At 41.7% G+C, this 26,402-nt stretch carries 19 protein-coding genes; 15 read left to right on the top strand and 4 right to left on the bottom strand.

The genetic code is table 11. From position 1 onward, the window contains the following. Positions 1 to 37 precede the first annotated feature (37 nt). From hrpB to CHJ_RS11920, 6 genes are all read left to right on the top strand, one after another. Complete coding sequence (gene hrpB, locus CHJ_RS11945) at positions 38 to 2,503, top strand: ATP-dependent helicase HrpB (RefSeq protein ID WP_317917754.1); 2,466 nt, start codon at positions 38 to 40, stop codon at positions 2,501 to 2,503. After that, a complete protein-coding gene (mrcB, locus tag CHJ_RS11940) occupies positions 2,500 to 4,875 on the top strand; it encodes a penicillin-binding protein 1B (RefSeq protein WP_317917753.1) in 2,376 nt (791 codons plus the stop codon). The genes hrpB and mrcB overlap by 4 nt, the downstream gene beginning before the upstream one ends. A 104-nt stretch (positions 4,876 to 4,979) precedes the next feature. Then, positions 4,980 to 7,310 (top strand): patatin-like phospholipase family protein, encoded by a 2,331-nt coding sequence (locus CHJ_RS11935; RefSeq protein ID WP_171751276.1) that lies wholly within the window; start codon positions 4,980 to 4,982, stop codon positions 7,308 to 7,310. A 266-nt stretch (positions 7,311 to 7,576) separates the two neighbouring features. Continuing rightward, positions 7,577 to 10,174, top strand: coding sequence for a bifunctional aconitate hydratase 2/2-methylisocitrate dehydratase (acnB, locus tag CHJ_RS11930; RefSeq protein ID WP_171751277.1), 2,598 nt, complete (start codon positions 7,577 to 7,579; stop codon positions 10,172 to 10,174). 271 nt (positions 10,175 to 10,445) lie between these two features. Next, the gene (locus tag CHJ_RS11925) at positions 10,446 to 11,777 is read left to right on the top strand and encodes a sigma-54-dependent transcriptional regulator (protein ID WP_171751278.1); all 1,332 of its coding nucleotides are present in this window, start codon (positions 10,446 to 10,448) and stop codon (positions 11,775 to 11,777) included. A 699-nt stretch (positions 11,778 to 12,476) separates the two neighbouring features. Next, positions 12,477 to 12,728 (top strand): DUF1127 domain-containing protein, encoded by a 252-nt coding sequence (locus tag CHJ_RS11920; protein ID WP_171751279.1) that lies wholly within the window; start codon positions 12,477 to 12,479, stop codon positions 12,726 to 12,728. 39 nt (positions 12,729 to 12,767) lie between these two features. On the opposite strand, the gene CHJ_RS11915 is transcribed toward CHJ_RS11920, so the two are convergent. Beyond that, positions 12,768 to 13,802, bottom strand: a complete 1,035-nt coding sequence (locus tag CHJ_RS11915; protein ID WP_317917752.1) for an NADP(H)-dependent aldo-keto reductase — start codon at positions 13,800 to 13,802, stop codon at positions 12,768 to 12,770. A 110-nt stretch (positions 13,803 to 13,912) separates the two neighbouring features. On the opposite strand from CHJ_RS11915, the gene CHJ_RS11910 reads away from it, so the two are divergent. Beyond that, on the top strand, positions 13,913 to 14,227 hold the full coding sequence (locus CHJ_RS11910; protein ID WP_171751281.1) for a DUF6482 family protein: 315 nt from the start codon (positions 13,913 to 13,915) through the stop codon (positions 14,225 to 14,227). Here CHJ_RS11910 and mutH read toward each other — a convergent pair. Beyond that, a complete protein-coding gene (gene mutH / locus CHJ_RS11905) occupies positions 14,224 to 14,898 on the bottom strand; it encodes a DNA mismatch repair endonuclease MutH (protein WP_317917751.1) in 675 nt (224 codons plus the stop codon). The two genes, CHJ_RS11910 and mutH, sit on opposite strands and share 4 nt — an antisense overlap. 701 nt (positions 14,899 to 15,599) lie before the next feature. On the opposite strand from mutH, the gene rppH reads away from it, so the two are divergent. The 5 genes from rppH (at position 15,600) to CHJ_RS11880 (ending at position 20,954) form a co-directional block, all read left to right on the top strand. Continuing rightward, positions 15,600 to 16,118: an RNA pyrophosphohydrolase gene (gene rppH / locus CHJ_RS11900; protein WP_171751450.1), complete on the top strand. Its 519-nt coding sequence runs from the start codon at positions 15,600 to 15,602 to the stop codon at positions 16,116 to 16,118. Positions 16,119 to 16,120: 2 nt separating this feature from the next. Then, on the top strand, positions 16,121 to 18,370 hold the full coding sequence (gene ptsP, locus CHJ_RS11895; protein WP_317917750.1) for a phosphoenolpyruvate--protein phosphotransferase: 2,250 nt from the start codon (positions 16,121 to 16,123) through the stop codon (positions 18,368 to 18,370). A gap of 8 nt (positions 18,371 to 18,378) precedes the next feature. After that, positions 18,379 to 19,173, top strand: coding sequence for a sulfite exporter TauE/SafE family protein (locus CHJ_RS11890; protein ID WP_317917749.1), 795 nt, complete (start codon positions 18,379 to 18,381; stop codon positions 19,171 to 19,173). Between the two features lie 126 nt (positions 19,174 to 19,299). Then, on the top strand, positions 19,300 to 20,106 hold the full coding sequence (gene lgt, locus CHJ_RS11885; protein ID WP_317917748.1) for a prolipoprotein diacylglyceryl transferase: 807 nt from the start codon (positions 19,300 to 19,302) through the stop codon (positions 20,104 to 20,106). Beyond that, complete coding sequence (locus CHJ_RS11880; RefSeq protein WP_317917747.1) at positions 20,103 to 20,954, top strand: thymidylate synthase; 852 nt, start codon at positions 20,103 to 20,105, stop codon at positions 20,952 to 20,954. Before lgt ends, CHJ_RS11880 begins: the two co-directional genes overlap by 4 nt. 136 nt (positions 20,955 to 21,090) lie before the next feature. On the opposite strand, the gene CHJ_RS11875 is transcribed toward CHJ_RS11880, so the two are convergent. After that, a complete protein-coding gene (locus CHJ_RS11875; protein WP_317917746.1) occupies positions 21,091 to 22,236 on the bottom strand; it encodes a Na/Pi symporter in 1,146 nt (381 codons plus the stop codon). Positions 22,237 to 22,602: 366 nt separating this feature from the next. Here CHJ_RS11875 and nhaR point away from each other — a divergent pair, with 366 nt between their 5' ends. Both nhaR and CHJ_RS11865 read left to right on the top strand, forming a co-directional pair. Then, positions 22,603 to 23,502: a transcriptional activator NhaR gene (nhaR, locus tag CHJ_RS11870; RefSeq protein WP_171751288.1), complete on the top strand. Its 900-nt coding sequence runs from the start codon at positions 22,603 to 22,605 to the stop codon at positions 23,500 to 23,502. 202 nt (positions 23,503 to 23,704) lie between these two features. After that, the gene (locus tag CHJ_RS11865; protein WP_171751289.1) at positions 23,705 to 24,001 is read left to right on the top strand and encodes an ArsR/SmtB family transcription factor; all 297 of its coding nucleotides are present in this window, start codon (positions 23,705 to 23,707) and stop codon (positions 23,999 to 24,001) included. Positions 24,002 to 24,142: 141 nt separating this feature from the next. Here the strand turns inward: CHJ_RS11865 and rpsT are convergent, their stop codons facing one another. Next, positions 24,143 to 24,403 (bottom strand): 30S ribosomal protein S20, encoded by a 261-nt coding sequence (gene rpsT, locus CHJ_RS11860; RefSeq protein ID WP_171751290.1) that lies wholly within the window; start codon positions 24,401 to 24,403, stop codon positions 24,143 to 24,145. Positions 24,404 to 24,786: 383 nt separating this feature from the next. Between rpsT and murJ the strand changes: the two genes are divergently transcribed. Further along, a complete protein-coding gene (murJ, locus tag CHJ_RS11855) occupies positions 24,787 to 26,349 on the top strand; it encodes a murein biosynthesis integral membrane protein MurJ (protein WP_171751291.1) in 1,563 nt (520 codons plus the stop codon). Positions 26,350 to 26,402: the final 53 nt, after the last annotated feature.

Raw genomic sequence — 26,402 nt, 5'->3', positions numbered from 1 at the left:
CAAGATGTTTTTAATTGCGATAGCATAAGGCTCTCCAGTGTCACAACTTCCGATTCAAGCGGTTCTTCCAGAATTACTAAAAAAACTGCAATTAGAGAGTCAACTTATCTTAAAAGCCCCTCCAGGCGCCGGAAAGTCGACGCTATTACCACTAGAAATACTCAAGCAAAAGTGGTTGTCGGGTAAAATAGTTATGCTTGAACCTAGACGTTTGGCGGCAAGGAATATTGCTCGATATTTAGCGAGCCAGCTTAATGAAAACGTTGGTGAGACGATTGGCTACCGTGTTAGAGGTGAAAGTAAAACCAGTGCGTCGACTCGATTGGAGATAGTGACAGAAGGGATAATGACTAGGATGATCCAGTCTGATCCTGAACTGTCGGGCGTTGAATTGCTGATTTTTGATGAATTTCATGAAAGAAGCATTCATGCTGATGTTTCTTTGGCGTTTAGTTTAGAAGTGCAACAAGTTTTTAGAGATGACCTTAAACTGCTGATAATGTCGGCAACGTTAGATCAATCAGCACTGCAACGATTGTTGCCTGAAGCTGTCTATGTAGAGTCTCAGGGGCGACATTATCCGATTGAATATCGTTATGCTCCTTTGATAGTGAATGAAAGAATGGACCAGATGATATCTCGTCAAATCCGCACGCTCCTTGATTCAGAATCCGGTTCAATTTTAGTTTTTTTGCCGGGTATGGCAGCCATCAAGCAGGTACAAAATAAACTCAATATCGCCATGGATAACGTGGATGTACTGCCACTTTATGGTCAACTTGATTTTTCACAACAGCAGAAAGCGATCTCGCCGAGCAAGTCTGGGAGGCGCAAAGTTGTGTTGGCCACCAATATTGCTGAGACTTCTTTAACTATCGATGGTATTCGAGTGGTTATTGACAGCGGTATAGAGCGACTGGCTAAGTTTGATTTGAAGTCCGGGATAACCCGTTTAGAAGAAGGGCGCATTGCTCAATCTTCAGCGGAGCAAAGGGCGGGTCGAGCGGGGAGGCTTGAAGAAGGGGTCTGCTTGCGGATGTACAGTAAGGAGCAACTCGCTCTACAACCGCAAGTTCCACAGGCCGAAATTCTTCATTCAGATTTATCATCGCTCTGTATGGAACTCTCCCAATGGGGAGTGACTTCTGTTGAGGAGCTGAGTTGGCTGGATATACCCTCGATAAACGCCATTAATCAAGGCTATGAGCTACTAACAAAGCTAGGGTTAGTTACGGATAGTCGGCAGTTAACCGAATGGGGAAAAGAGCAGAGCCAGTTAGGTACCGATGTTCGGTTGGCGGCTATGCTACTTAAAGCTAAGCAGAACGGTACTGCTATGCTGAGCTGTGCGCTATGTCTGGTGGCATTAATTGAGGAGTCTCGTCATAGCGGTGTAGACATTGCTAGTGAAGTCTATGCAATTAAAAATCATCGCCATAATAAGCAGTCACTGATTGCAAAGCGAGTTGCAATACTGGCTAAAAGGATGGCAGTCACGGTTAATTTAAAAGAGATAGATGATACTCTGATAGGACTCAGCTTAGCGGTAGCATATCCCGATCGAATCGGACAAAATCGAAATAATCGTTCAGGTAAGTTTATTTTGGCTAATGGTCATGGTGCGACTATCTCGTCAGATGATCCACTCTCAGATAGCCAGTATATTGTCGCGATTGATCTTATGCGTACTCGAGATAGAGAGAGCCAAATATTTTTAGCTGCAAAGTTGGATATAGCGTGTTTGACAGAGTCACTGCCATATCTAGTTGAGGAGAGTGAATCGGTAGAGTGGGATGTGGCTAAAGGCCGCTTAATCGCTGAAACCAGACAGTGTATCGGTAATTTAGTGATATCAAGAAAGGCACTACCTCAGCCAGCTCAAGCACAGCTAACTCAAGCTTTACTGAACTATATTCATCGCTCAGGGCTACAATGCTTGCCTTGGGATAAACAGAGCCAAGCTCTTCTGGAGCGGTACCGGTGTGGTGCTGAATGGTTCCCGGAGAAAGAGTGGCCGAATTTATCTGCAGAAGCTCTACTTACACAACTAGATGCTTGGTTAGAGCCGTTTATGAATAATATGAAAAGCGTGAAATCGCTACAGAGTATTGATTTATCAGCGGCGCTCACGGCGTATTTAGGTTGGCCATTAAACCAACAAGTGGATGAGTTGTTGCCCATAGAGTATCAATTACCTACGGGCAGCAATAAGCGTATTCGTTATCAAAGCGGTAAAGAGCCTATGCTGTCAGTGCGAATGCAAGAAGTGTTTGGAGAGAAAGTCTCCCCAGCGATAGCTAATGGTAGAAAAACCATCGTATTAGAGTTACTTTCTCCTGCGCAGAGACCTTTACAAATTACGGCGGATTTAGCAGGATTTTGGCAGGGAGCCTATAAAGAGGTGCAAAAAGAGATGAAGGGACGATACCCCAAACACCTATGGCCTGACGATCCTGCAAACCATATCGCGACAACCAAAACAAAACGACAGTTGAAAATATGACCAATAAGAAAGCAGTCGAAAAGAAGAGCAGCGCTAAAAAGCGTGTTGCTGCAAAGAAGAAGCCCAGCAAAAGAGCGGCTACAGGTAAGAGACGCAGCAGAAAGCCAACTCAAAAAGTGTCACTATTGCGTCGTTTTTGGCGGTTGAGTTGGAAGCTTGCACTGGTTTCCGCCGCTTGTCTGCTGTTTATCGGTATCTACTTAGATACGGTTGTACGATCCAAATTTGATGGGCAGATATTTGATTTGCCTACGGTTGTGTATGCTCGAGTTCTTACCATTTTCCCTGGGCAGGAGATGAGTATTGCGGAAATGAGACAAGAGCTTGATGTTTTAAACTATCGAAAAGTAGCGAAGCCTAGACATGCGGGAGAGTATTCATCATCGTCAACCAAGTTAGAGTTAATTCGTCGACCATTCGAGTTTGAAGACGGACCACAGCCGGATAGACGGGTGATGCTTCACTTTGACAATTTAGGCTTGAAGCGAATCTACTCTCTTGAAAATAAAAGCGACATGGGTTTTTTACGCATAGAGCCTAAAATGCTAGGAATGTTGGAAAATGATGTCGACCAAACTCGCCTTTATTTAAAGAGAGAGCAGTTTCCTGAGTTTCTTGTTGATGCTCTGCTGACCACGGAAGATAGAGATTTTTATCAACACGATGGGGTTTCTCCTACCTCTATTTTACGTGCATTGGTTGCCAATATTAAAGCTGGTAGAACGGTACAAGGTGGTAGTACCTTGACCCAACAATTGGCTAAAAACTTGTTTCTATCCCGAGAAAAAACCTTATGGCGGAAAATTAGAGAAGCGTATATCGCTCTTATCATTGATTATCGTTATGACAAAGATCGAGTATTAGAAGCTTACCTAAATGAAGTGTATCTAGGGCAGGCCCAAGGGCAGGCGGTACATGGCTTTGGTTTAGCTGCTCGATTCTATTTTGGTGTTCCTCTTCAGGAATTGAGATTGGATCAATTGGCTCTATTAGTCGGAATGGTTAAAGGCCCTTCTTATTATAATCCCATCCGTTATCCTGCTCGCAGTAAAGCGCGACGAGATTTAGTGTTAAGGCTGCTAATGCAGCAAGAGATTCTGACCGCGGCACAATACGATCAAGCAGTAAGTCGGGAGTTGGATATACAGAAAAAGCCACAAATAGCCAGCAGACAACCCGCATACTTTCAACAATTGAAAATAGAGTTGCAAGAGAAGTTGGGGGATGAATTTCACCAACATGCTGGATTACAACTGTTTACAACATTGGATCCTGTCTCTCAATCGCTAATGGAGAAAGCGGTAGCGAAAAAAGTCGCACAGCTAGAAAAAAATAGCGGTAAAGGTCTTGAGGCAGCAGTGGTTGCTGTAGACAGGCAGACGGGAGAGATACGAGCCATGGTTGGTGGGAAAAGAGCGGGTTATGATGGATTTAATCGAGCGTTAAATGCCAGTCGGCCAATAGGCTCTCTGGTCAAGCCAGCCGTTTATCTAACTGCGCTCTCTTCTCCATCTCAATATACATTGGCGACAACGTTACAAGACAAACCAATCAAGATGAAAGGGAGTAAAGGGTCTGTATGGCAGCCACAAAATTTTGATAAAAAATTTAGAGGAGAGGTGCCTTTATATAAAGCGTTAGCTAACTCGCTAAACATACCGACAGTTCGTCTTGGTTTGGCATTAGGGATTCCGAAAGTGACGAACACGCTAGATGCGCTAGGGGTTGATAGACAAGAGATTCGTCCGGTACCTGCTATGTTCTTAGGCGCTTTTTCTCTCTCTCCTTTTCAAGTGTCGCAAATGTATCAGACGTTAACTAATTCCGGAAAACTGGCAAAATTATCAGCACTACGTATGGTAAAAGACATTGATGACAACGTATTATATCAATCCATCCCAACCATGAGTGCGACGGTGGATGAGCAAGCGGCGTGGTTAACAACTTATGCGATGAAAAAAGCCGTAGCAGAAGGCACTGGCCGTTATTTGCAAGGTCAATTTGGTTGGGCGGCATTGGCGGGAAAAACCGGAACCAGTAATGATAGCCGAGACAGTTGGTTTGTTGGGGTTGATGGACGTGAAGTGGTTACCATTTGGGTTGGACGGGATGATAATAAACCGACTAAATTAACGGGATCGAGTGGGGCTTTACGAGTTTATGCTGAGTATTTGAACAAGAGGATCCCGCAACGCTTGTCATTACCGTGGCCAAAAAGTATCTCTACCCTAGGGTTTAGCAGAACAAGCAGTGGTGCTCTTAAATTGGATTGCTCAAACAGTTTTAAATTACCTGTATGGGACAAAGATGGTCAAATTCTTCGTTCTTGTCAGAGCTCACCCGCACAGTGGATAAAAAGGCTTTTTGAATAAGCCGATTACGGTTAATTAAATGATGATTTCTCCGGTAGTGTCGTTTAAATCGCCACTATTGATATGTGTTTTAATTCTAAATCCACTTTCTTTGAGGTTTGGGCGTGAAAGGATTTTATGACTACTTACGAATCGTAGCGATTGTATGCTGCTGTTACTCTGTGAGCATACACGCTGCACAAGTTACTGCGGATTCGTCTTCTCAGGAACGTCCTACCATCGCCGTGGTATTGGCCGGAGGAGGAGCAAAAGGTGCCGCACATATTGGCGTACTCAAAGCGCTGGAAGAGATGCACATTCCTGTGGATATTGTGACAGGAACCAGTATGGGGGCGTATGTTGGAGGCTTGTATGCCACAGGCATGAGCGCCGATGAGATAGAAGCGTTAATTTATACTACGGATTGGAATAGCGGTTATCGTGACAGAGTCAGTCGTAGTGATAGACGAGTAAGAGATAAAGCCTATGAAGACTACTTTCAACTGACCACAGACTTAGGGCTAGGTTGGGGGGAGATACGTTCGCCTAAAGGGATCGTTCAAGGGCAAACTATGATGCGGATTCTCCGCGAATCATCAGGAAACTTCCCTAGATTTGAGTCATTTGATTTACTTCCTCTTCGTTATCGGGCCGTTGCTACCGACATCGTAGAGCTGGATGAAGTCGTGTTGGATAAAGGATTACTTACCGATGCGATGATGGCCAGTATGTCGGTGCCGGGAGCTCTGCCGCCTTTCCCTTTAGAGGGTAAGTTACTTGTTGATGGCGGAGTGACCAATAATATGCCCGTCGATCTAGCACGCTCTATGGGGGCGGATATCGTTATTGCCGTAGATATAAGCACTGATTATCTCGATCAAGAAGGCGTGATCGATATGATGACGGTTGCCGGTCAACTTTCCAATTATCTTGTTCGGCGTACCACTAATGAACAAGCTGAGCAGTTAACGGACAAGGATACACTGTTAAAACCTGCTGTTGGGGAAATGGAGACCATGGAGTTTGACAAAATGCCTCAAGCTTATCGTTTCGGTTACCAAGCGGCACAGCAACAAAGTGAAAAACTGCAAAGATATGCGGTGACAGTCGCTCAGTATCAAAAGTATATCGACGATAAAGAAGATGCCAGAAGAGCTCTAAAACATGGTGATGAGCTGGTGGTGGATAACATCGTGCTTAATAACCATTCACATTATAAAGATGAGCTGGTGCTTGATCGTTTAGGAGTGAGTACCGGTGAGAGAGTATCGACAGAGTCTTTAGAGTTGAGTGTCAGTAACCTCTATGCTTTAGATAGGTTTGAAACTGTCTCGTATCATTTTGATACATCATCCGATGAAACCACACTGACTTTTAATGTAAAAGAGAAAGAGTGGGGACCTAACTATGTTAATTTTCGTTTTTTCTTAGAGGAAGATTTTACTTCTGAGAGTCAATATGCCTTGGGTGTATCCACCAACTTTACTGGACTAAATAGCGTTGGGGCTGAGTTAAAAGCGAATTTAGAGCTGGGGACCGACAGAAATATAGCGCTTAACTGGTCTTCGCCATTTTTTAGTAATCAGTACTTATTAAATTTACTGAGTGTCAGTTATAGCAAAGATAAAAAGAATACTCCTATATCGGGCTTAAATGGTGAAAGTAACTTGGATATGGCGGATAACTCTTTATCCACGACTTATTCGGAGTTTAAAGGCGAAGCCGCCATTGGTTTTCAGCCTCAGTTATGGCAAGAGTTAAGGGTAGGTGCCCGTTTTATTGATGGTGAGGCAAACCTAAGTACAGCTCCAGATTATGGCTTTGCGGACTATACAAGGAAAGGTATGTTTGCTCGCTATCGCATTGATACTCTAGATGATTTTAGTTTGCCTACCAAGGGATTTCAGTTTGATATTGAGTACTTTGTGTCGGATGATTCTGTGAAAGGTTCCACTATAGTAAGGGACGAAAACAACGATCAAGAAGAGTTTGATTTCAAAGACGATGTGGTTCATGAAATTTCAACCCTTGTACGTGGTGCCTATAGTTTTGGTGATAATACTTTAGTCGGACATCTTGAATATGGCGCGGTAGAGGATAAAACCGCCAATAATCTTGCTATTCAACCTAAAGAGCTTGGCGGATTTTTGCGTTTGTCGGGAATATCCAGAAACAGCCTTGTTGGTCAAAACCTGTTTTTTAGTAGCTTAGTTTATCGTTATCGCTGGTTTAATAATGATTTTGGACTGTTCACTGCCCCGGTTTACTTAGGTGCGTCATATGAGTATGGCGGAGTATGGAATGATACAGATGTCAAAATCAAAGACGCGCCTCTTTACCATGCAGGGTCTGTTTTTGCTGGTGTAGCATCACCTATTGGGCCGATTGTATTTGCATTTGGGATGACAGAAGGACATCGTCAATCTGTTTACTTAATACTCGGTCATACTTTTTAGTCTAATAACAAATAATAAAAATCATAAAATTCATAATGATATAAATTGCGCATTGTAGAACTTTAGTCGCAAGATGATATGTTGGTCAAAATGATTGGATTTTAATTTTTAGTTAAATTTGCTATTCTCTCTTGCACAGTTTGGCCCTCGCCGCTGTCCGTTTATTAACCTGAATTAAATAATAATGTGCGGCAGGAAGCCAAGTTTTCCAAGGATGTTCATTTTCATACTAAAAAGAAATTGAACCGCAATGAGAGGAATTAGTCGTGCTTGAAGCCTATCGAAAACACGTCGAAGAACGTGCAGTGGAAGGAATAGTTGCAAAACCACTGAATGCAGAACAAGTTGCTGCATTAATTGAACTGGTTAAAACCCCACCTAAAGGTGAAGAAGCGTTTATTCTTGACCTACTAGAAAACCGAATTCCCCCTGGTGTTGATGAAGCCGCTTATGTAAAGGCTGGTTTTTTGACGGCTGTTGCAACGGGTGAAGCAAGTTCTCCGCTGGTAAGTAAAGAGAAAGCTGTTGAGCTTCTTGGCACAATGCAAGGTGGGTACAATATTGAACCGTTAATTTCATTACTTGATGATGACTCTTTAGCGCCAATATCAGCAAAAGTGCTGTCTCATACTTTACTCATGTTTGATGCTTTTTATGACGTAGAAGAGAAAGCAAAGGCCGGTAATGAATATGCCAAGCAAGTATTAACGTCATGGGCAGAGGCTGAGTGGTTTTTATCTAAGCCTGAGCTTAAAGAGAAAATTACACTAACGGTATTTAAAGTAACTGGCGAAACAAATACGGATGACCTCTCTCCAGCTCCTGATGCGTGGTCGCGTCCAGATATTCCGCTGCATGCTTTAGCGATGCTTAAAAACCAAAGAGAGGGTATTGAACCGGATCAAGCGGGTAGCATTGGCCCTGTAAAACAGATTGAGAGCCTTAAAGAGAAAGGTCATCAACTTGTATATGTTGGTGACGTTGTAGGTACAGGTTCATCTCGTAAGTCTGCCACAAACTCTGTGTTGTGGTTTATGGGGGATGATATTCCTAATGTACCGAACAAACGTGCTGGTGGTTATGTATTGGGTGGCAAAATAGCCCCGATATTCTTTAACACCATGGAAGATGCAGGTGCGCTTCCTATTGAAGTTGATGTCTCTAAATTGAATATGGGTGATGTAATTGATGTCTATCCATATGAAGGCAAAGTCACGGATAACGCGTCAGGTGACGTGTTGGCGGAGTTTGGCTTAAAAACAGATGTGTTGATTGATGAAGTTCGTGCGGGTGGTCGTATACCTCTAATTATCGGTCGCGGATTGACTGATCGCGCTCGTGAAGCGTTAGGGTTGGAGCCATCAGAAATTTTCCGCCGTCCAGTTGCGGTAGAAGATACGGGTAAAGGTTATACATTAGCGCAAAAAATGGTGGGTAAAGCTTGTGGTGTTGACGGTATTCGTCCAGGAACCTATTGCGAACCTAAAATGACCACCGTTGGCTCGCAAGATACGACCGGCCCAATGACTCGTGATGAGCTAAAAGATCTTGCTTGTTTAGGTTTCTCTGCAGACCTAGTGATGCAGTCTTTCTGTCACACTTCAGCGTATCCAAAACCTGTTGATGTTAATACGCACCACACATTGCCTGATTTCATAATGAACCGTGCTGGCGTTTCTTTGCGCCCTGGTGACGGTGTTATTCACTCTTGGTTAAACCGTATGTTGCTACCTGATACAGTTGGAACCGGTGGTGACTCTCATACTCGTTTCCCTCTCGGTATCTCATTCCCAGCAGGTTCTGGTTTGGTGGCGTTTGCTGCTGCGACTGGAGTGATGCCGCTGGATATGCCTGAATCTATACTGGTTCGTTTTAAAGGTGAAATGCAACCGGGTATTACGCTACGTGATCTGGTTCATGCGATTCCATATTATGGTATCAAGCAAGGACTCCTTACGGTAGAGAAAGCGGGTAAGATCAATGAGTTCTCAGGTCGTGTACTAGAGATCGAAGGTGTTGAACATTTAAGTGTGGAACAGGCATTTGAACTTTCTGATGCTTCTGCAGAACGTTCTGCGGCAGGTTGTACGGTTAAATTATCTCAAGAGTCGATTGAAGAGTACCTTAACTCCAACATTGTTATGTTGAAGTGGATGATTTCTGAAGGGTATGGTGATGTACGTACCCTTGAGCGTCGTATTACATCCATGCAAGAGTGGCTTGAAAATCCTGAGTTAATGACGGCAGATAATGATGCTGAATACGCTCACGTGATTGAAATTGACTTGGCTGAGATCAGTGAGCCAATTTTATGTGCGCCAAATGATCCGGATGATGCGCGTCTACTTTCTGATGTACAGGGTACTGCGATTCAGGAAGTCTTTATTGGTTCTTGTATGACCAACATTGGCCATTTCCGTGCCGCGGGTAAGTTGCTTGATAAGCATAGCGGTCAACTTGATACTCGTCTTTGGATTGCTCCACCGACGAAGATGGATAAAGATCAGCTCACAGAAGAGGGGTACTACGGTATCTTCGGTCGTGCTGGTGTTCGTATCGAAACTCCGGGCTGTTCTCTCTGTATGGGTAACCAAGCACGGGTAGCCGATGAAGCGACAGTGATTTCAACATCAACTCGTAACTTCCCTAACCGTTTAGGTACGGGGGCGAATGTTTATCTTGCATCTGCTGAGTTAGCATCGGTTGGCGCTATTTTAGGCAAAATTCCGTCTAAAGAGGAGTATCTAGAGTTTGCTAAGCAGATTGATGCGACAGCAGCAGATACTTATCGCTACCTAAACTTCCATAAAATGGGACAGTATACAGAAAAAGCGGATACGGTTATTTTCCAAGAGCCAGCATAAAGGCTTGGAAGAATCCATTCACTGAACTAAAAACCTACTTTATTAAGTAGGTTTTTTTATAGCAGTGGTGCAAAAAATGAAGTAGCTAACTTGACGAGCAATTAACATGTGCTAAGTCTTAATAATGAGACAGAAAAACAGCCAATGTCTCGATACTGTTATATCCCTGCGAATATTTTCTTGTATACAGAGAAAGTATTTTTTTAGGGTCAATAGACCACTGAGTAGTGGGTGCATTCCTCTCAACAAATATAATAAAAAAGGATCTGTCATGGGCACACAATTTCGAATGGATTCTGTTGCGGGCTCTCTTGTCGTGGTTGGTGGTAAGCAAGAACCGTGGTTGTCTGTTTTAGAGCAAGAAGGTTGGCAATGTCAGCGGTGTGGTGATTTACGTAAGGCCGACATACTGTTAAATGATATTGGTCCTTGTATTGGTATCGTAGATTTAAGTCAGGATGAATTTAGTTTAAACGGTATTGCTAATTTAGTTAGTAGCTATAAACACGTCCGATGGTTGGCATTTATAAGAGAATCACAATTAAGCTCTGATACCATCTGCCAGTTTATTGTTAACTTCTGTATCGATTTTTTTACCGCTCCAATGCCAGATACACAACTGATGAGCACCATTGGTCACCAGTTAGGCATGCTTAAATTAGAAAGAAAAGTATGGCCTAATTATGGATGCAATAAAGACATGGGATTAACGGGTGAGTCGGTTTCTATGAAACGGCTCAGAGAACAGGTTAAACGCATCAGTTCTACGGACGTCAGTATTTTAATCTATGGTGAAAACGGAGCTGGAAAAGAGTGTGTGGCAAAAGCTATTCACACTATGTCTACCCGCTCGAAAGAAGCTTTTATTAGTGTTAATTGTGGGGCGCTATCAGAAGCTAGGATGGCTCAGGAGCTATTTGGCAAAAATATCGATGCTGATGCCGGCCCATGTTTATTAGAAAAAGCGCATGGTGGTACTCTATTTTTTAATGACATTTTAATGATGTCACGCTCTCAACAGAGAAACTTACTTCGATTCTTGCAAGATGGAAAAATCGAGTCAATTGATGGCAGGAAAGAATTGGATGTGAGGATATTAGCAGGTTATAGCACGGATATTGAGAAGTCGTTAGCAGACAAAGATTTTAATGAAGAGCTTTATCATTATATAAACGTTCTTAGAATTAATATTCCTAGTTTAAAGGAACGGACTGGTGATATAGCGATTTTGGCTAAACATTTTTTGCAGGAGTTTTCTAAAGAATATAATGCGCAGGCAAAAGGTTTCTCTGATCAAGCTTTGAAGGCGTTAATGCAATATCATTGGCCGGGTAATGTGAGAGAGCTTTCTAACCAAGTAAAACGAGCGGTATTGATGTCTGATAGCGCTATAATTGATATTAATCAGCTTGATCTTCCTAAAGTTATTAGTGGTAGACGAAGCCTTAAAAGTATTCGAGAAAATTCTGAGAAAGATGCCTTGGTTTTGGTATTAGAGTCGCATGAAGGGCAAGTTTCACCCGCGGCAAAAGAGCTAGGGGTCTCTAGAGCGACCATGTATAGGTTATTGAATAAGCATAATTTAATTTCAGAATCCATGTAATGATCATTGTCTACACAGAGAACTTTCCGCTAACGAGTGACAGCGGGAGTTAGATATTTCTCACATATACTCAAGTGACCTCAAGATGTAGGATTCAGAGCAACATCAACAAGTACAGTTCAAGAAAGATAATTGAAAGAATGGCATTCCCTTTCAAGATTATCTTCCGCAGAAATGGGCGTGTTGATGTGCTCCCAAAGGGCGAGTTTTATTGGCTCCTGCTCTGTGTTACTGATTCTTTCCGTAGAATGACTATGCCTTCAAATCAGTGCCTTGATCAGCAGCCAATAAATTCTCGCTGAACAAGCACCTTGAGGTCACTTGAGTATATTAATAGATAGCTGATGTAAGCGTGAATAAATTTTCACTTTAGTAGTAAATAGCTATTGCATATAACTTAAAAGTGGTTACAATTTGAGCGTGAATAACATTCACTCATCTTTACGATTAATTAGTTTTTAACAGGAGGCACAAATGAAATATTTCACATTCGTTCATACAATTTGTGCGTTCTTAAATTCTGTATCGCTGGATAGATCCGTATTTTTTATGGCTTCTTCTATCACCAAGCATACTGATACTAATTAATCCGTAACCTGAAAGGCTGCGGAAAATGGCAGCTAAATAGGGTTATAGTCTATATTTTCAATTCTACTGCCATTTTTCCAGTCAAATTATTTAATTAACTGGAGATTAATCATGAGTCACTCTATCTATTTAAAAGTAGCGGTTTTATTTGTTAAAGCAGATTTACGCCGAGAAGAAAAAAAATGGCAAAGTGCAATACGTCGTTCAAAGTATGATATTCCTTGGCAGAATACACATCTGTTGAAAGATATTGGCCTTGAAAGTGATGGTCGAGTTATGGGATATACCGAGCCTGAAAACTTAGTTGTAGAACGTCGTATGCGTCATCTTCGTCGTGTTTTTCGATCGAGACTGGTAACGTAATGGTAGGGGGAAGGTAAATTTCCCCCTATGATTGCGGCTTTAAGGACAAGGATTGGAGTATTCAACTCCAATCTTTTCAATCTCTTCTAGTAACTCCTTGCTTAATTCTACTTCCATACTGTTAATATTGGCGGATAGCTGTTCTAGGTTTGTAGCACCAATAATGTTTGATGCTACAAATGGTTGTTGATTAACAAACGACAACGCCATTTGTGCTGGCTGCAATCCAAATTGCAAGGCAAGATCGGCATAAGCTTGAGTCGCTTTTATACCTTGGGGTGTAAAGTAACGCGAGAATCGCTGCCACTGACTACAACGAGCTCCGTCTGGTTTGGCATTGTTTAGATATTTTCCTGAAAGACAGCCAAACGCGAGTGGAGAATAAGCAAGTAACTCAACACCTTCGTGCTGGGCAATTTCTGCCAATCCTATTTCAAAGCTGCGGTTGAGTAAGTTATAAGGGTTTTGGATCGAGACTATCTTAGGTAAGTCATGTTTTTCGGCTAACTGAAGAAACTTCATTACTCCCCAAGGCGTTTCATTGGATAAGCCAATATAACGAACTTTCCCTGCTCTAACGAGCTCTGCAAGCGCTTCTAGAGATTCAATGAGAGTGACTTCTTCACTTTCATCTTGATAGTGATAATTGAGTTTGCCAAAGAAGTTGGTTTGTCGTTGAGGCCAATGCAGTTGGTAGAGATCTATGTAGTCAGTTTTAAGACGAGTAAGGCTACTATCTATCGCGCTGTGAATATTTCTTCTACTTAAACTCATCTCGTCTCTGATATGAGGAACGTTAGCGGGCCCTGCTACTTTAGTCGAAAGAATGACCTTTTCTCGCTTGCCTGATTTCGCTAACCAATTACCAATAAATTGCTCGGTAGAACCTTGAGTTTCTTTCTTCGGAGGGACAGGATACATCTCTGCCGTATCAATGAAATTTACGCCGTGATCAAGAGAAAAGTCAATTTGTTCAAAGGCTTGTGGCTCAGTGTTTTGCTCGCCAAAGGTCATTGTACCTAAGCATATTTTACTGACTTCCAATGTTGAATTTGGCAGCTTATGATATTTCATAACACTTCCTTGTACTGTTATTTTTAACCAATATACCCAAAGAAGAGACAGTAATGAAATTAGAATTTACCGATAGCTGAACTAAGCTTATATAGAAAGAAGGAGATTCTATGGAAAAAATTCAATTAGATCACTGGTTACATGCCGACCACAATGAGAAGCATATTCAACCTAAATTGTATGTTATTAGTTGTGAAGATCTGTCTGACTACTTATTGGCAGTGGAGTATAAGCACAAGCTGGAGCCTATTTACCGAAATGACGAAGTAATACATTACTCGTCACTGGATCAGATAAAAGATGATCTTGGTCGGTTAGGTGTAGAGTCGGTGTATTTACGTTTGCACAATACTGATGATGAATGTGGTTCTCCCGAAGGGACGATCCCTTATCACGATATCGAACTCTCTCTGCAGCGCCACTAAGATTGAGCGGATATGTAACGAGATAGAATGTTAGCGGTAAACTGAGTCCTGAGATAGAAACCTCTTGGGAGCGTTTTTATAGGCCTGCCTGAAGCTCCGTATGCTTCTGTAACAACTCGGCTATTTGCTGCTTTTGGTCTAAGTTGCATTACTTCACCGTGTTTGGCTGTGATGTTTTCTACTTCACCTAAAACGATTAACTCCATCAACTCTTCCCAGTCAGCTTGAAGAGCTCGCTCCTCTTGCTCTGAAGGCGACCAAAGAATAGGGGTTCCAACCCTTCTATCTGCAACAGGAATTTCTCTTTCTCCTTCAACAGGGATCCAGAGCACTTTAGATAGCTTCTGTTTAACATGGCACTGTTGCCAAGTTAAGCCATGTACACCAATTAAAGGAGCAACACAGACAAATGTCGTTTCTAACGGCTTTCCGCTATAACTGATAGGAATACTTTTTAACTCGATGCCAAGCTCGACAAAATCTTGTTGTGGTTTGCTCCCTGCAATAGCGCCTAAGTGCCATTCCAACAATTGACCTACCCAACCTTTGTCTCGTTTTAGATTTTTTGGTACAGAAATATTGGCTTCTTCTGCCAATTCATAGAAAGTAAAACCAGCAATTGCATGCGCTCTATCTAGTAATTCTTGTTCTGATTTTGGCTGCGGTTTCATGATCGATTAACAAAGACAATTGTGAAGTAAGAAGTGGCTAGTGTAACAAATAATGCCTAGTAAAGATCGACTATCAAGCGATATCAATCATATTTCGCGATAGCTCTAAATGATGAGCATGATGATCTATGGCTAAATAGACAACCGTGTCCATTGGATCTGATGATGAATTAATGATCATAATGCCACTTATCCACAGGCTATTTTAAAAATGATGAGCTTTAGCCACTACTGGATCAATTAACAGGTCTTTTGAGGCGATAAAACAGTTGCTAAATTGGTGCTATGATGAAATTGGCAGTTGTTAGTGTGGATAACCCTCTATGCGGTTGATCTTTGACCGATCTAAAAAGATAGAAGATCCTTGTTGTTTTTTATCATGGTGAATCTACTTTGATTTTAATTAACTGATTGATTTTTAGTTATTTTGTATGTGTATGTTACAGCGTTGGTCATTTTTCTTGATTATATATTGCTCGTCTTTATTGGCTTATTTAAAATTCTTCACATAGTTATTCACAGAAATGGTGAATAAATTTGTGATCTGACGCGTTTGGTGTTGATAACTCTATATTTGAACAAAAGTTATTCAAACTCGCTTTGGCAGAAAATAAATATTTCGTAAATTAGACATGTAAGTTTGCGAGAACTGGGGATATGTGGAAAAATCACGCCAAGAAAAATTTTTTAGAGGTCAGCCAGTGATCGATGGCGATGGTTACCGCTTAAATGTGGGAATAGTGATTTGTAACAACCATGGTCAGGTATTCTGGGCTAAACGATATGGACAACACTCTTGGCAATTTCCTCAAGGGGGAATTGATGATGGAGAAACCGCTGAGCAAGCCATGTTTCGAGAGTTATATGAAGAGGTTGGTCTTACAAAACAGGATGTAACAATTGTTGCCACGAGTCGTCATTGGTTAAGGTATCGCCTACCAAAACGCTTAGTTCGTTGGGACTCAAAACCTGTTTGTATCGGGCAAAAACAGAAATGGTTTTTACTGCGTTTAGATAGCGATGAATCTAAAGTTAATATGCAGCGTGGAAAAACCCCTGAATTTGATGGTTGGAGATGGGTAAGTTATTGGTACCCAGTAAGACAAGTAGTTTCGTTTAAAAGAGATGTTTATCGTCGTGCGATGAAAGAGTTTGCATCTTTGGCTATGCCATTTAAGGAGCGAAAGATAAAAGGTAAACGCAAAAATCGTAGAGGGTAATCATGTTAACTCAACTAAGGGACATAGTTGAAAAAGTCTCAAAGCTTGATGATGTTCATCAAGCTTTGAAGCTATTGGTGCAAGAAACATGTAAAGCCGTTCAAACCGAATGCTGCACAGTTTACTTGGCTAATGATGAAAAGAACCGTCTTGAGCTAATGGCGACTCAAGGGTTAAAAGTTAAAAAGAGACACTTCTTTGTAAAATATCAAGATGGTTTGGTGGGTTTGGTTCGACGTAACGCAGAACCGTTAAACTTGGCAGAAGCGGCTAAACATCCTGAATTTAAACTCTTTCCACAGCTAGGGGAGGAGATCTACAACTCCTTTCTTGGAACCCCTATTATCTACCGCAAGCAAGTCCTTGGGGTACTGGTTATTCAGCAGCAATCCCCCCGTTTATTTAACGAAATGGAAGAGTCGTTCCTTGTTACTCTCGCGGCTCAGATAGCGGTCATTATTGCTCATGCTCAAGGCCAAGGTCAGTGGCTGTTAAATAAAAAAAGAACCGAGATCATTACAGGCATTGGGGCATCTCCGGGAGTGGCAGTAGGGGAGTTTTGGTGGGACAACACCCAACCTGAGTTATCCGATGTATACCCTGCATCCGCCCTTGATGTCTCTCAAGAGCAAGAGTGGCTAATGTTGGCGATTGAAAATGCGATTGCCGATTTTCGACGAATGCGAAAAAAACTGGATAGTGAGCTTAATAAAGATGCGCTTGCTATTTTTGATCTGTTTACGCACTTATTGAATGATCCAATGTTACGGGCTGATTTAAAAGATCAGATTAACAAGGGAGACAGAGCGGATTGGGCATTGAGACAGGTGGTCGAAGCTTACTCTAACCGCTTTGCCAAAATGTCTGACGTTTATATGCGTGAACGTGCGCAGGACATTCGAGAACTTGGACAGCGTTTACTCTACTTTTTACACAACTCTGAGGTGAGTACTCTAGAACTTCAGCAACCGGTTATCTTGGTCGTAAGGGAACTAACGGCCTCGCTTTTAGCGGGCATACCAAAAGAGAAATTACTCGCGGTTGTCTCGCTAGAGGGGGCGGCTAACTCTCATGCTGCTATTTTGTCTCGTGCTCTTGGAGTGCCCGCAATCATGGGGGCGACCTTTACGCCTGAGTCAATTCAAGGCAAACGGGGGATTGTAAATGGTTATAGCGGCGAGATTGTTGTAGAGCCAAACAAAACGTTGCTTAAAGAGTATATTAGCCTGCAACAAGAAGAACACGAATTATCGGAGTTAGTTGAAGGTGAAATTTCTCAAGCGGCTTGCACTAAAGATAACTGCCAAGTCGAAGTATTATTGAATGCGGGTTTAAGTGCTGATGCGAACATTGCGATCAACAAAGGCGTTGACGGTGTTGGCTTATATAGAACAGAAATCTCCTTTTTATTGCAGCACGGCTTTCCTTCTGAAGAAGAGCAGGCTTCCCGATATCGGAGCATATTGTCGAGTTACCCAGATAAAAAAGTAGTGATGCGTACTCTAGATATTGGTGGAGATAAACCGTTACCTTATCTTCCTATTGAGGAAGACAATCCATTTTTGGGGTGGCGGGGCATCCGTTTCACCCTTGATCACCCTGATATTTTTTTGGTGCAACTTAGAGCAATGCTGAAAGCCAGTGTTGGTATCGATAATCTCAGAATTTTATTGCCAATGATTGCTAGCTGTCAGGAGTTGGATGATGCGCTGCTTTTGCTTAATCAAGCTTATATCGAAGTTAAAAAGATAGAACCTAAGGTTGTTAGACCTGAAGTCGGAATCATGGTAGAAGTGCCTTCGATGTTGTATTTATTGCCATTACTCGCCAACAAGGTTGATTATGTGTCAGTGGGGAGTAACGATTTAACACAATATTTACTGGCCGTTGATCGGAATAACGCCCGAGTTGCTAGTATTTATGAATCCATTCATCCTGCGGTGATAATGGCGTTAAAACAGATACAACAAACCTGTCAGCAATATCGCTTACCTGTTAGCGTGTGTGGTGAGTTAGCGGGTGATCCTATCGGCGCATTGTTGCTTGTTGGTCTCGGGTATCGCTCACTAAGTATGAATACCGCGAACGTGGCTAGAGTTAAGTACTTGCTTAGGAAGGTAGACTCTAAGCAGTTAGAAACGTTAACGGCCAAAGCGTTGGGTCAGCCTTATAGCAGTGAAATATATAAAATGATGGTCGAATACTTGGAAAGCAAGCAGCTTGCCGGGTTTGTTCGAGCAGGTAAAAAATAGAGGCGATTTTGAATTACGAATTACTTATATCTTTGCTGTTACTAGGCAGCTTTGTTGGTGTGATGGCGGGACTGTTAGGTATTGGTGGCGGTCTAATTGTTGTTCCTGCCCTTTTGGTACTGCTCCCTAAAGCCGATATATCGGCTGACGTGGTAATGCATATCGCTTTGGCTACGTCCCTTGCTTCCATCATCATTACCTCTGGCTCTTCCGCTTTAAACCATCTGAAGTTAGGAAATGTAGATGTTTTTGTGATCAAGTGGCTATTGCCTGGTGTGGTTATTGGCGGCTTGATGGGATCTTACGTAGCGGAGTTAATTCCTAGCGAAAATTTACCGAAGGTGTTTGGCGTTATCGTACTGTTTTTAGCAGGCCAAATGCTGTTGTCGGTGAAATCAAAGAAAGTTAGAGTAATGCCATCAACGATAATGACCTCTATATCGGGCTGTTTGATCGGTATAGTGTCAACGCTTGCTGGTATTGGCGGAGGCTCTTTAACTGTGCCTTATTTAAACCGCTATGGTGTAGAAATGCGTAAGGCAATCGGCTCTTCTTCTGTCTGTGGTTGTGTTATCGCATTATCGGGGATGGTTGGTTTTATTTGGAATGGATTTGGAGTTAGTCATTTGCCGGACTACAGTATTGGTTATGTTTATGTTCCGGCCTTGCTTGCTATTGTCTCAACTTCCATTTTTACGACGAAGTTTGGTGCTCGGCTAGCCAGCCGTTTACCCACCGTTCAGCTTAAGAAAGTGTTTGCGGTATTTTTACTGTTTATAGCAGGAAGAATGTTGTTATCTTAATTCATTTCGAGTTCCGAAAAACGAATCGTCAAAGTGCATGGTCTTGAGCTGTTGCTAGGATGAGTTTATTATCGGGCACCATATTATCAATCCGTATTCATTATGTGATTTAAAGAGAGTTGTTATATGCCACAAGGCTTTATTGAGTTTCCTCAGATTGATCCTGTTCTTGTCTCCATTGGCCCCTTATCGGTACGTTGGTATGGGCTGATGTATCTGTTTGGTTTTTTGTTTGCTATGTGGTTAGCAAACAGGCGAGCAGATAAGAAAGGAAGCGGATGGACTAGAGAGCAAGTATCAGACTTGCTCTTTCTTGGCTTTTTAGGTGTGGTGATTGGTGGTCGTGTTGGTTATGTATTCTTCTACCAGTTTTCAGCATTTTTAGATGATCCTTTGTACCTCTTTAAAGTGTGGACTGGGGGAATGTCATTCCATGGTGGATTGTTAGGTGTTATTAGTGCCATGGGCTGGTACGCCTATAAAAATGGACGCACTTTCTTTAATGTCGCTGACTTTATCGCGCCATTGGTGCCATTTGGCTTAGGTTTAGGTCGACTAGGCAACTTTATGAATGATGAGTTGTGGGGACGAGTGACGGATGTGTCATGGGCAGTCTTGTTTCCTAGTGGGGGCTTCCTTCCTCGTCACCCCTCCCAGCTTTATGAGTTTGCGTTAGAGGGGGTGTTGTTGTTTATTATCTTAAATATCTATATTCGTAAACCACGCCCTGCTGGCGCCGTGTCAGGCTTATTTTTGCTTGGTTATGGTGTATTCCGATTTATCGTAGAGTATTTCCGTGAACCTGATGATCATCTAGGATTATTTGGTGATTTTATTTCCATGGGACAGATTTTATCTTCTCCAATGATTATTTTCGGTGTGCTACTAATCACTTGGGCATATAGAAGTGACAAAAAAGAGGCTAAGCAGTGAAACAGTATTTAGATTTATGTCAGCGTATTGTAGATGAAGGTGTTTGGGTTGAAAATGAACGAACCGGTAAACGTTGTTTAACGGTCATTAATGCAGACTTGTCCTATGACGTTGCGAACAATCAGTTTCCCTTGGTGACAACCCGTAAAAGTTTCTGGAAAGCTGCAGTAGCCGAACTGCTCGGCTATATCAGAGGTTACGACAATGCTGAAGATTTTCGTAAGTTAGGTACTAAAACTTGGGATGCCAATGCCAACCTTAATCAAGCTTGGCTGAACAATCCATATCGTCAAGGTGAAGATGATATGGGTAGAGTCTATGGTGTGCAAGGAAGGGCTTGGTCTAAACCTGATGGTGGCAGTGTCGATCAACTCAAAAATATTGTTAATGACTTAACAAATGGCATTGATAATAGAGGTGAGATTTTAAACTTTTATAATCCTGGTGAGTTTCATATGGGGTGCTTGAGACCGTGTATGTACAGCCATCATTTTTCGTTGTTAGGTGATACTCTCTATTTAAATAGCACACAACGTTCGTGTGACGTGCCTCTAGGGCTAAATTTTAATATGGTGCAGGTTTATGTGTTTTTAGCGTTAATGGCGCAGATAACCGGTCACAAAGCAGGAGTGGCGTATCATAAAATTGTTAACGGCCATATTTATGAGGATCAACTGGACTTAATGCAGAATGTTCAGCTTAAACGTGAGCCACTCGCTCCGGCAAAATTTAGCATTAGCCCAGACATTAAATCACTAGAAGATTTAGAAACATGGGTAACCTTAGATGACTTTGACGTGACGGATTACCAGTGTCACGATGCCATTAAGTATCCTTTCTCTGTATAGCGATTTTAATCACTGAGCTAGTAAGGTTAGTATTAACAAGAATCTTTATTGAAAAAGCCTCGTAACGATGAGTTACGAGGCTTTTTTATCTCTACTTATATCACCTTTGAGAGAGGTGAAAGTCTATGAAAGTGCACTATACAGTTAGAGCTAAGATGGCTCCCGGCATAATGATAAAGACACAGACAAGGTAAGCAACTACGACAGATTTATTTTCCATCGCTAGATTTGAAATGATATCTGCACCTTTAAGAGGCAAGTCACGCAAGAACGGAATGCCAAAAATAAAGATAGTGGCTAATACATTGAAAGTTAAGTGGACTAAGGCGATTTGTAAGGCAAATACCGCATACTCACCTGTGACTGCTGTTGCCGCTAAAAGCGCAGTAATACAGGTGCCTATATTAGAGCCAAGAGTGAATGGGTAGACGTCTTTTACTTTAAGAACACCTGTACCTACTAGAGGAACCATTAGGCTCGTGGTGGTAGATGAAGATTGAACCAGAACGGTAACGATAGAACCCGATAGAATACCGTGTAAAGGACCTTTACCAATGGCCCGCTGCAAAATATCTTTTGCACGACCAACCATCAGTTTCTTCATTAACTTACCCATTACCGTAATCGCTAAGAATACAGTGGCGATACCAATAAAGATAAGTGCTACGCCACCAGCGACGTCACCAAATGTGCTTAGCGGCTCTTTCAACGCTGAAACAACAGGCTTGGTTATTGGCTTTATAAAGTTGAACCCTTTAATGCTCATATCACCTGTTGCTAGCATAGGAGAGACTAGCCAGTGAGATATTTTCTCTAAAATACCAAACATCATTTCTAAAGGTAGGAAGATCAATACAGCCAATAGGTTAAAGAAGTCATGTATGGTGGCACTTGCAAAAGCACGTTTAAATTCGTGTTTGCAGCGGAGGTGACCGAGGCTCACTAGGGTATTAGTGACTGTTGTTCCGATATTTGCACCCATGATCATAGGGATTGCGGTTTCTACCGGAAGTCCACCAGCAACAAGACCAACGATAATCGAGGTAACGGTACTAGAGGACTGAATTAATGCTGTGGCGACTAAACCTATCATTAATCCCGCTACAGGATGGGAAGCAAATTCAAATAGTGTTTTTGCTTGTTCACCAGTTGCGAGCTTAAACCCACTACCAACCATAGAAACAGCCAGTAGTAATAAATAAAGCATGAATACCAAGTTTGCCCAGCGTATCCAATTAGCAGACTTCTTATGCGATGATGCTGCAGTTGTGGCTTGGTTCATAATTTTTCTCCGAGACCCGATTATTGGTCATTTTGCTTATCTGCTCGGGATAGTAGAGGTTGAATATTTCACTAATATGACAGTTTTGTAAAATACCGATAATGATTTATTAAGTGTAGGTAAACGTTTGCCTTTGTGCTTTTTGTTTGTAATTTTATGATTTTATTGTGTTTTTTATTTTCTGGTATTCTTTAAATTGATGATTGAAGAGAGCAATTTGACAAAAAAAGTTATTTTTAATGTGACAAAAATGTCATCTAAGATATTTATGTTTCGGTAAAACTATACTATTGTTTATATCTGCTCGGAAATACCGAGTTATTTGCCTGTATATCATCAATATATACAGTTTGCATGAGAGGAAATATGTCGCATTTAAATTACAATCATCTCTACTATTTTTGGATGGTGTGCAAGCAGGGCTCAGTCTCAAAAGCGGCCGATGCTCTCTTTCTCACACCACAAACGGTTACCGGACAAATTAAAGCGCTTGAAGAACGAATCAATGGAAAATTAACTAAGCGTAATGGTCGTAATGTTGAGCCAACAGAGCTCGGACAGCTTATTTATAAGTATGCTGATCGTATGTTTGGCCTCAGCTATGAAATGCTTGATATCGTAAATTATAGTCAGCGCTCGAATCTATTGTTTGATGTCGGAGTAGCAGATGCTTTATCTAAGCGGTTAGTCAGTAAGGTATTAATGAACACCATACCGGAAGATGGAAGCATTCATTTACGCTGTTTTGAATCAACCCATGAACTGTTGTTAGAGCAGTTATCTCAACATAAGTTGGATATGATCTTATCCGACTGTCCAATCGACTCTAGCCAATTGCCCGGTTTATACAGTAAGAAGCTTGGTGAGTGCTCACTTAGCTTTTATTACTCTGGCGCGTTAGATAACGTTCAGTTTCCTGAAATCTTGGAGCAAAAAAAGTTGTTGTTGCCTGGTAGCCGAACATCAATGGGGCGAAAAGTTTCAGCTTGGTTTGATCGGCAAGGCATTCAGCCTAATATTTTGGGGGAGTTTGATGATGTTGCGCTGATGAAAGCATTTGCCCAGTATCATTCGGATGTTATATATCTTGCTCCTGATCTATATCTGTCGGAACTAAGTAGTAATTATGCGTTCCAACAAATCGGTGAAGCCAAAGAGTTAAAAGAAGAATATTATGTGATTTTTGCCGAAAGAATGATCCAGCATCCCGCGGTTAAAAATGTTTGTGATGCAGATTTCGGTCATTTGTTTGACCCTATTTTATAGTAAAGCTCAGTTTTACAGATTTAGGCCTTATTAGTAGTATGTTATTTGTTAATAGATGTGCATATCTCTTCAATATGACGTTGAATTGTATTACCATTCATAGATCAAATAATAACAAATTTATTAATAAGTCAGTATGGCAACTGGCACCTCTATTTATATTATTAGCTCATATAAAATTTAGCTTGTTGGAGGCTATTAGATGAACCTACAAGAAATGGAGAAAAACTCCGCTAAGGCAGTTGCCTTATTGAAAGCGATGGCAAATGAAAGACGATTGCAAATATTGTGTATTCTTCATGAGCAAGAACTTTCTGTAGGTGAGCTCTGTACCATGCTTGAACTTAGTCAATCTGCATTATCTCAACACCTCGCATGGCTGCGTAGAGATGGGCTTGTTGCGACAAGAAAAGAAGCTCAAACAGTTTATTATTCACTGAGTAGTCACGAAGTGAAAGAGATGATAAAACTGCTGCACGCTTTGTACTGCCCTGCATGATATAGAACCACTAAATCAACTCAATAATACCGATAAAACTAAAAATGGATGATTAGAAAAGAGTGTTATTGGAGTTGATATTTTAGGTATAAAAAAACCGGCGAAAGCCGGTTTTTTGTTTCAAGTAACTATCTAAGCAGATTAAAGTGCTTTGATTGCCGCGTTGAAACGAGACTTATGACGAGCAGCTTTATTCTTATGAATAAGGCCTTTAGTCGCCATACGGTCTAGAAGAGGTGTAACTACAGCTAGTGCAGCAGTTGCAGCTTCTTTATCGCCAGCTTCAATAGCTGCGAGTGTTTTTTTCATGTAAGTGCGCATCATTGAACGACGGCTAGCATTGTGCTGACGACGTTTCTCAGCCTGGATAGCGCGCTTCTTAGCAGATTTACTGTTTGCCAAGGGTCTAACTCCCAAAAACTTAGTTCGGTGACAATTTAAGGCGGAGGAATATGCCTCTTTATCGCCGATATGTCAAATGATTTGTGCAAAAACCCAACTAATTCACTCAAATTTGGAATAGTAAGGTTAACGCGGTTAAGATGGCGTGGATTCTAACAGCATTTTCAGACCAATGCTATTAAATATACTCAAGTAACTTTAAGGTGTTTGTTCGGCGAGAATTATTGGCTTCTGGCAAAGGAACGGATTTGAAGGCATAGTCATTCCACAACAAGAATCAGTGGTATAGGACTATGGGTAATAAAGCTCACGCTTTGGAAAGGTATCTTCAAGTCATTTGAGTATATGTATATTGCATTGGTACAGCATTTAAAGAGGTATTTGTGAGTAAGCGACTGCTGAAATCAGGCTTAATAGTTAGCTTGATGACTCTTGTTTCACGTATTCTCGGATTAGTCCGTGATGTAGTAGTAGCAAATTTGATGGGAGCAGGCGCTAGTGCCGATGTTTTCTTCTTTGCCAATAAAATTCCTAATTTTCTTCGTCGGCTATTTGCGGAAGGGGCATTTTCTCAAGCTTTTGTTCCAGTATTAACCGAATATCACGCTCAGGGGGATAAGGAAAAGACCAGACAACTTATTGCCCGCGTATCGGGTACGTTAGGCGTTCTGGTGACTATTGTGACGGTTATTGGTGTTGTTGGCTCAGGAGCAGTGACGGCTCTATTTGGTGCCGGCTGGTTTATAGACTGGTTAAACGATGGCCCATCCGCTGGAAAATTTGAACTGGCTAGCTTTATGTTAAAAATCACTTTTCCCTATTTGTGGTTTATTACTTTCGTCGCGCTTTCGGGGGCGATACTGAATACCTTGGGCAAATTTGCTGTCTCCTCTTTTACTCCTGTTTTCTTGAATGTCATGATCATTGCCTCTGCCTGGTTTATTGCCCCTAACCTGTCACAACCAGAGGTCGGCTTGGCGATAGGCGTCTTTTTAGGAGGCTTAGTCCAGTTTCTATTTCAAATTCCATTTTTGATTCAGCAAGGGGTGTTGGTTAAGCCGCAATGGGGATGGCGTGATCCCGGTGTAGTGAAGATAAGAACGTTAATGATTCCTGCTCTATTTGGCGTATCCGTCAGCCAGATAAACTTACTGTTTGACACCTTCATTGCCAGTTTCTTAGCAACAGGTTCCATCAGTTGGCTCTATTACTCTGACCGGTTATTGGAGTTTCCGTTAGGTTTGTTTGGCATCGCTATTGCGACGGTTATATTGCCTGCATTATCAAGAAAGCATGTGGATAATCAGCATCAAGCATTTAAAAACACCATGGATTGGGGAATTCGCATGGTGCTGTTACTTGGTCTTCCGGCCATGTTAGGTTTGATGGTTTTGGCAAAACCTATGCTGATGGTGCTATTTATGCGTGGAGAGTTCACTCCTCATGATGTAAATCAAGCGTCCTTGTCGCTAATTGCTTATGCTGCTGGTTTACTTAATTTCATGCTGATAAAAGTACTGGCTCCCGGATATTACTCGCGTCAAGATACCAAAACCCCAGTTAAATATGGAATTATAGCGATGGTGTCAAATATGGTCTTTAATGCTATTTTTGCCTCTTTCTATGGTTATGTGGGGCTGGCGATGGCGACTGCTCTATCTGCTCTGGTAAATATGTCTTTGTTGTATCGAGGTTTGCATAAAGCCAATGTCTATTGCGTTACTAAGCAGACCGTTGTTTTTACAGCAAAATTGATTGTATCTGGTGCCGCTATGGTTGCCGCACTTTTGTGGCAGTTACCAGAAATGTCTCAGTGGCTAAGTTGGAACATAATGGAGCGTGTCATGATGCTCGCTACGCTTATCGGTTTTGGTGGGCTAGTTTATGTTGTAACCGCGCTAATATCAGGTATCCGCTTAAATCATTTAAAAGCAGTTACGGACTAATACGGATTGGTATATAATCCGTCGGTTTCACACTAAATAAATTAACAATACTG

Origin of the sequence: Vibrio sp. MACH09 (genome assembly GCF_033238805.1) — a bacterium.
Classification (GTDB): Bacteria; Pseudomonadota; Gammaproteobacteria; order Enterobacterales; family Vibrionaceae; genus Vibrio.
Note: the sequence above shows the minus strand (reverse complement) of the source record. Positions and strands in the feature narration are given on the sequence as shown.

Bases quoted from the DNA above. Each gene is read 5' to 3' on its own strand.
- mrcB (WP_317917753.1), top strand. From the start codon at position 2,500: ATGACCAATAAGAAAGCAGTCGAAAAGAAGAGCAGCGCTAAAAAGCGT.
- CHJ_RS11925 (WP_171751278.1), top strand. From the start codon at position 10,446: ATGGGCACACAATTTCGAATGGATTCTGTTGCGGGCTCTCTTGTCGTG.
- CHJ_RS11920 (WP_171751279.1), top strand. From the start codon at position 12,477: ATGAGTCACTCTATCTATTTAAAAGTAGCGGTTTTATTTGTTAAAGCA.
- CHJ_RS11915 (WP_317917752.1), bottom strand. From the start codon at position 13,802: ATGAAATATCATAAGCTGCCAAATTCAACATTGGAAGTCAGTAAAATA.
- CHJ_RS11910 (WP_171751281.1), top strand. From the start codon at position 13,913: ATGGAAAAAATTCAATTAGATCACTGGTTACATGCCGACCACAATGAG.
- mutH (WP_317917751.1), bottom strand. From the start codon at position 14,898: ATGAAACCGCAGCCAAAATCAGAACAAGAATTACTAGATAGAGCGCAT.
- ptsP (WP_317917750.1), top strand. From the start codon at position 16,121: ATGTTAACTCAACTAAGGGACATAGTTGAAAAAGTCTCAAAGCTTGAT.
- lgt (WP_317917748.1), top strand. From the start codon at position 19,300: ATGCCACAAGGCTTTATTGAGTTTCCTCAGATTGATCCTGTTCTTGTC.
- CHJ_RS11875 (WP_317917746.1), bottom strand. From the start codon at position 22,236: ATGAACCAAGCCACAACTGCAGCATCATCGCATAAGAAGTCTGCTAAT.
- nhaR (WP_171751288.1), top strand. From the start codon at position 22,603: ATGTCGCATTTAAATTACAATCATCTCTACTATTTTTGGATGGTGTGC.
- CHJ_RS11865 (WP_171751289.1), top strand. From the start codon at position 23,705: ATGAACCTACAAGAAATGGAGAAAAACTCCGCTAAGGCAGTTGCCTTA.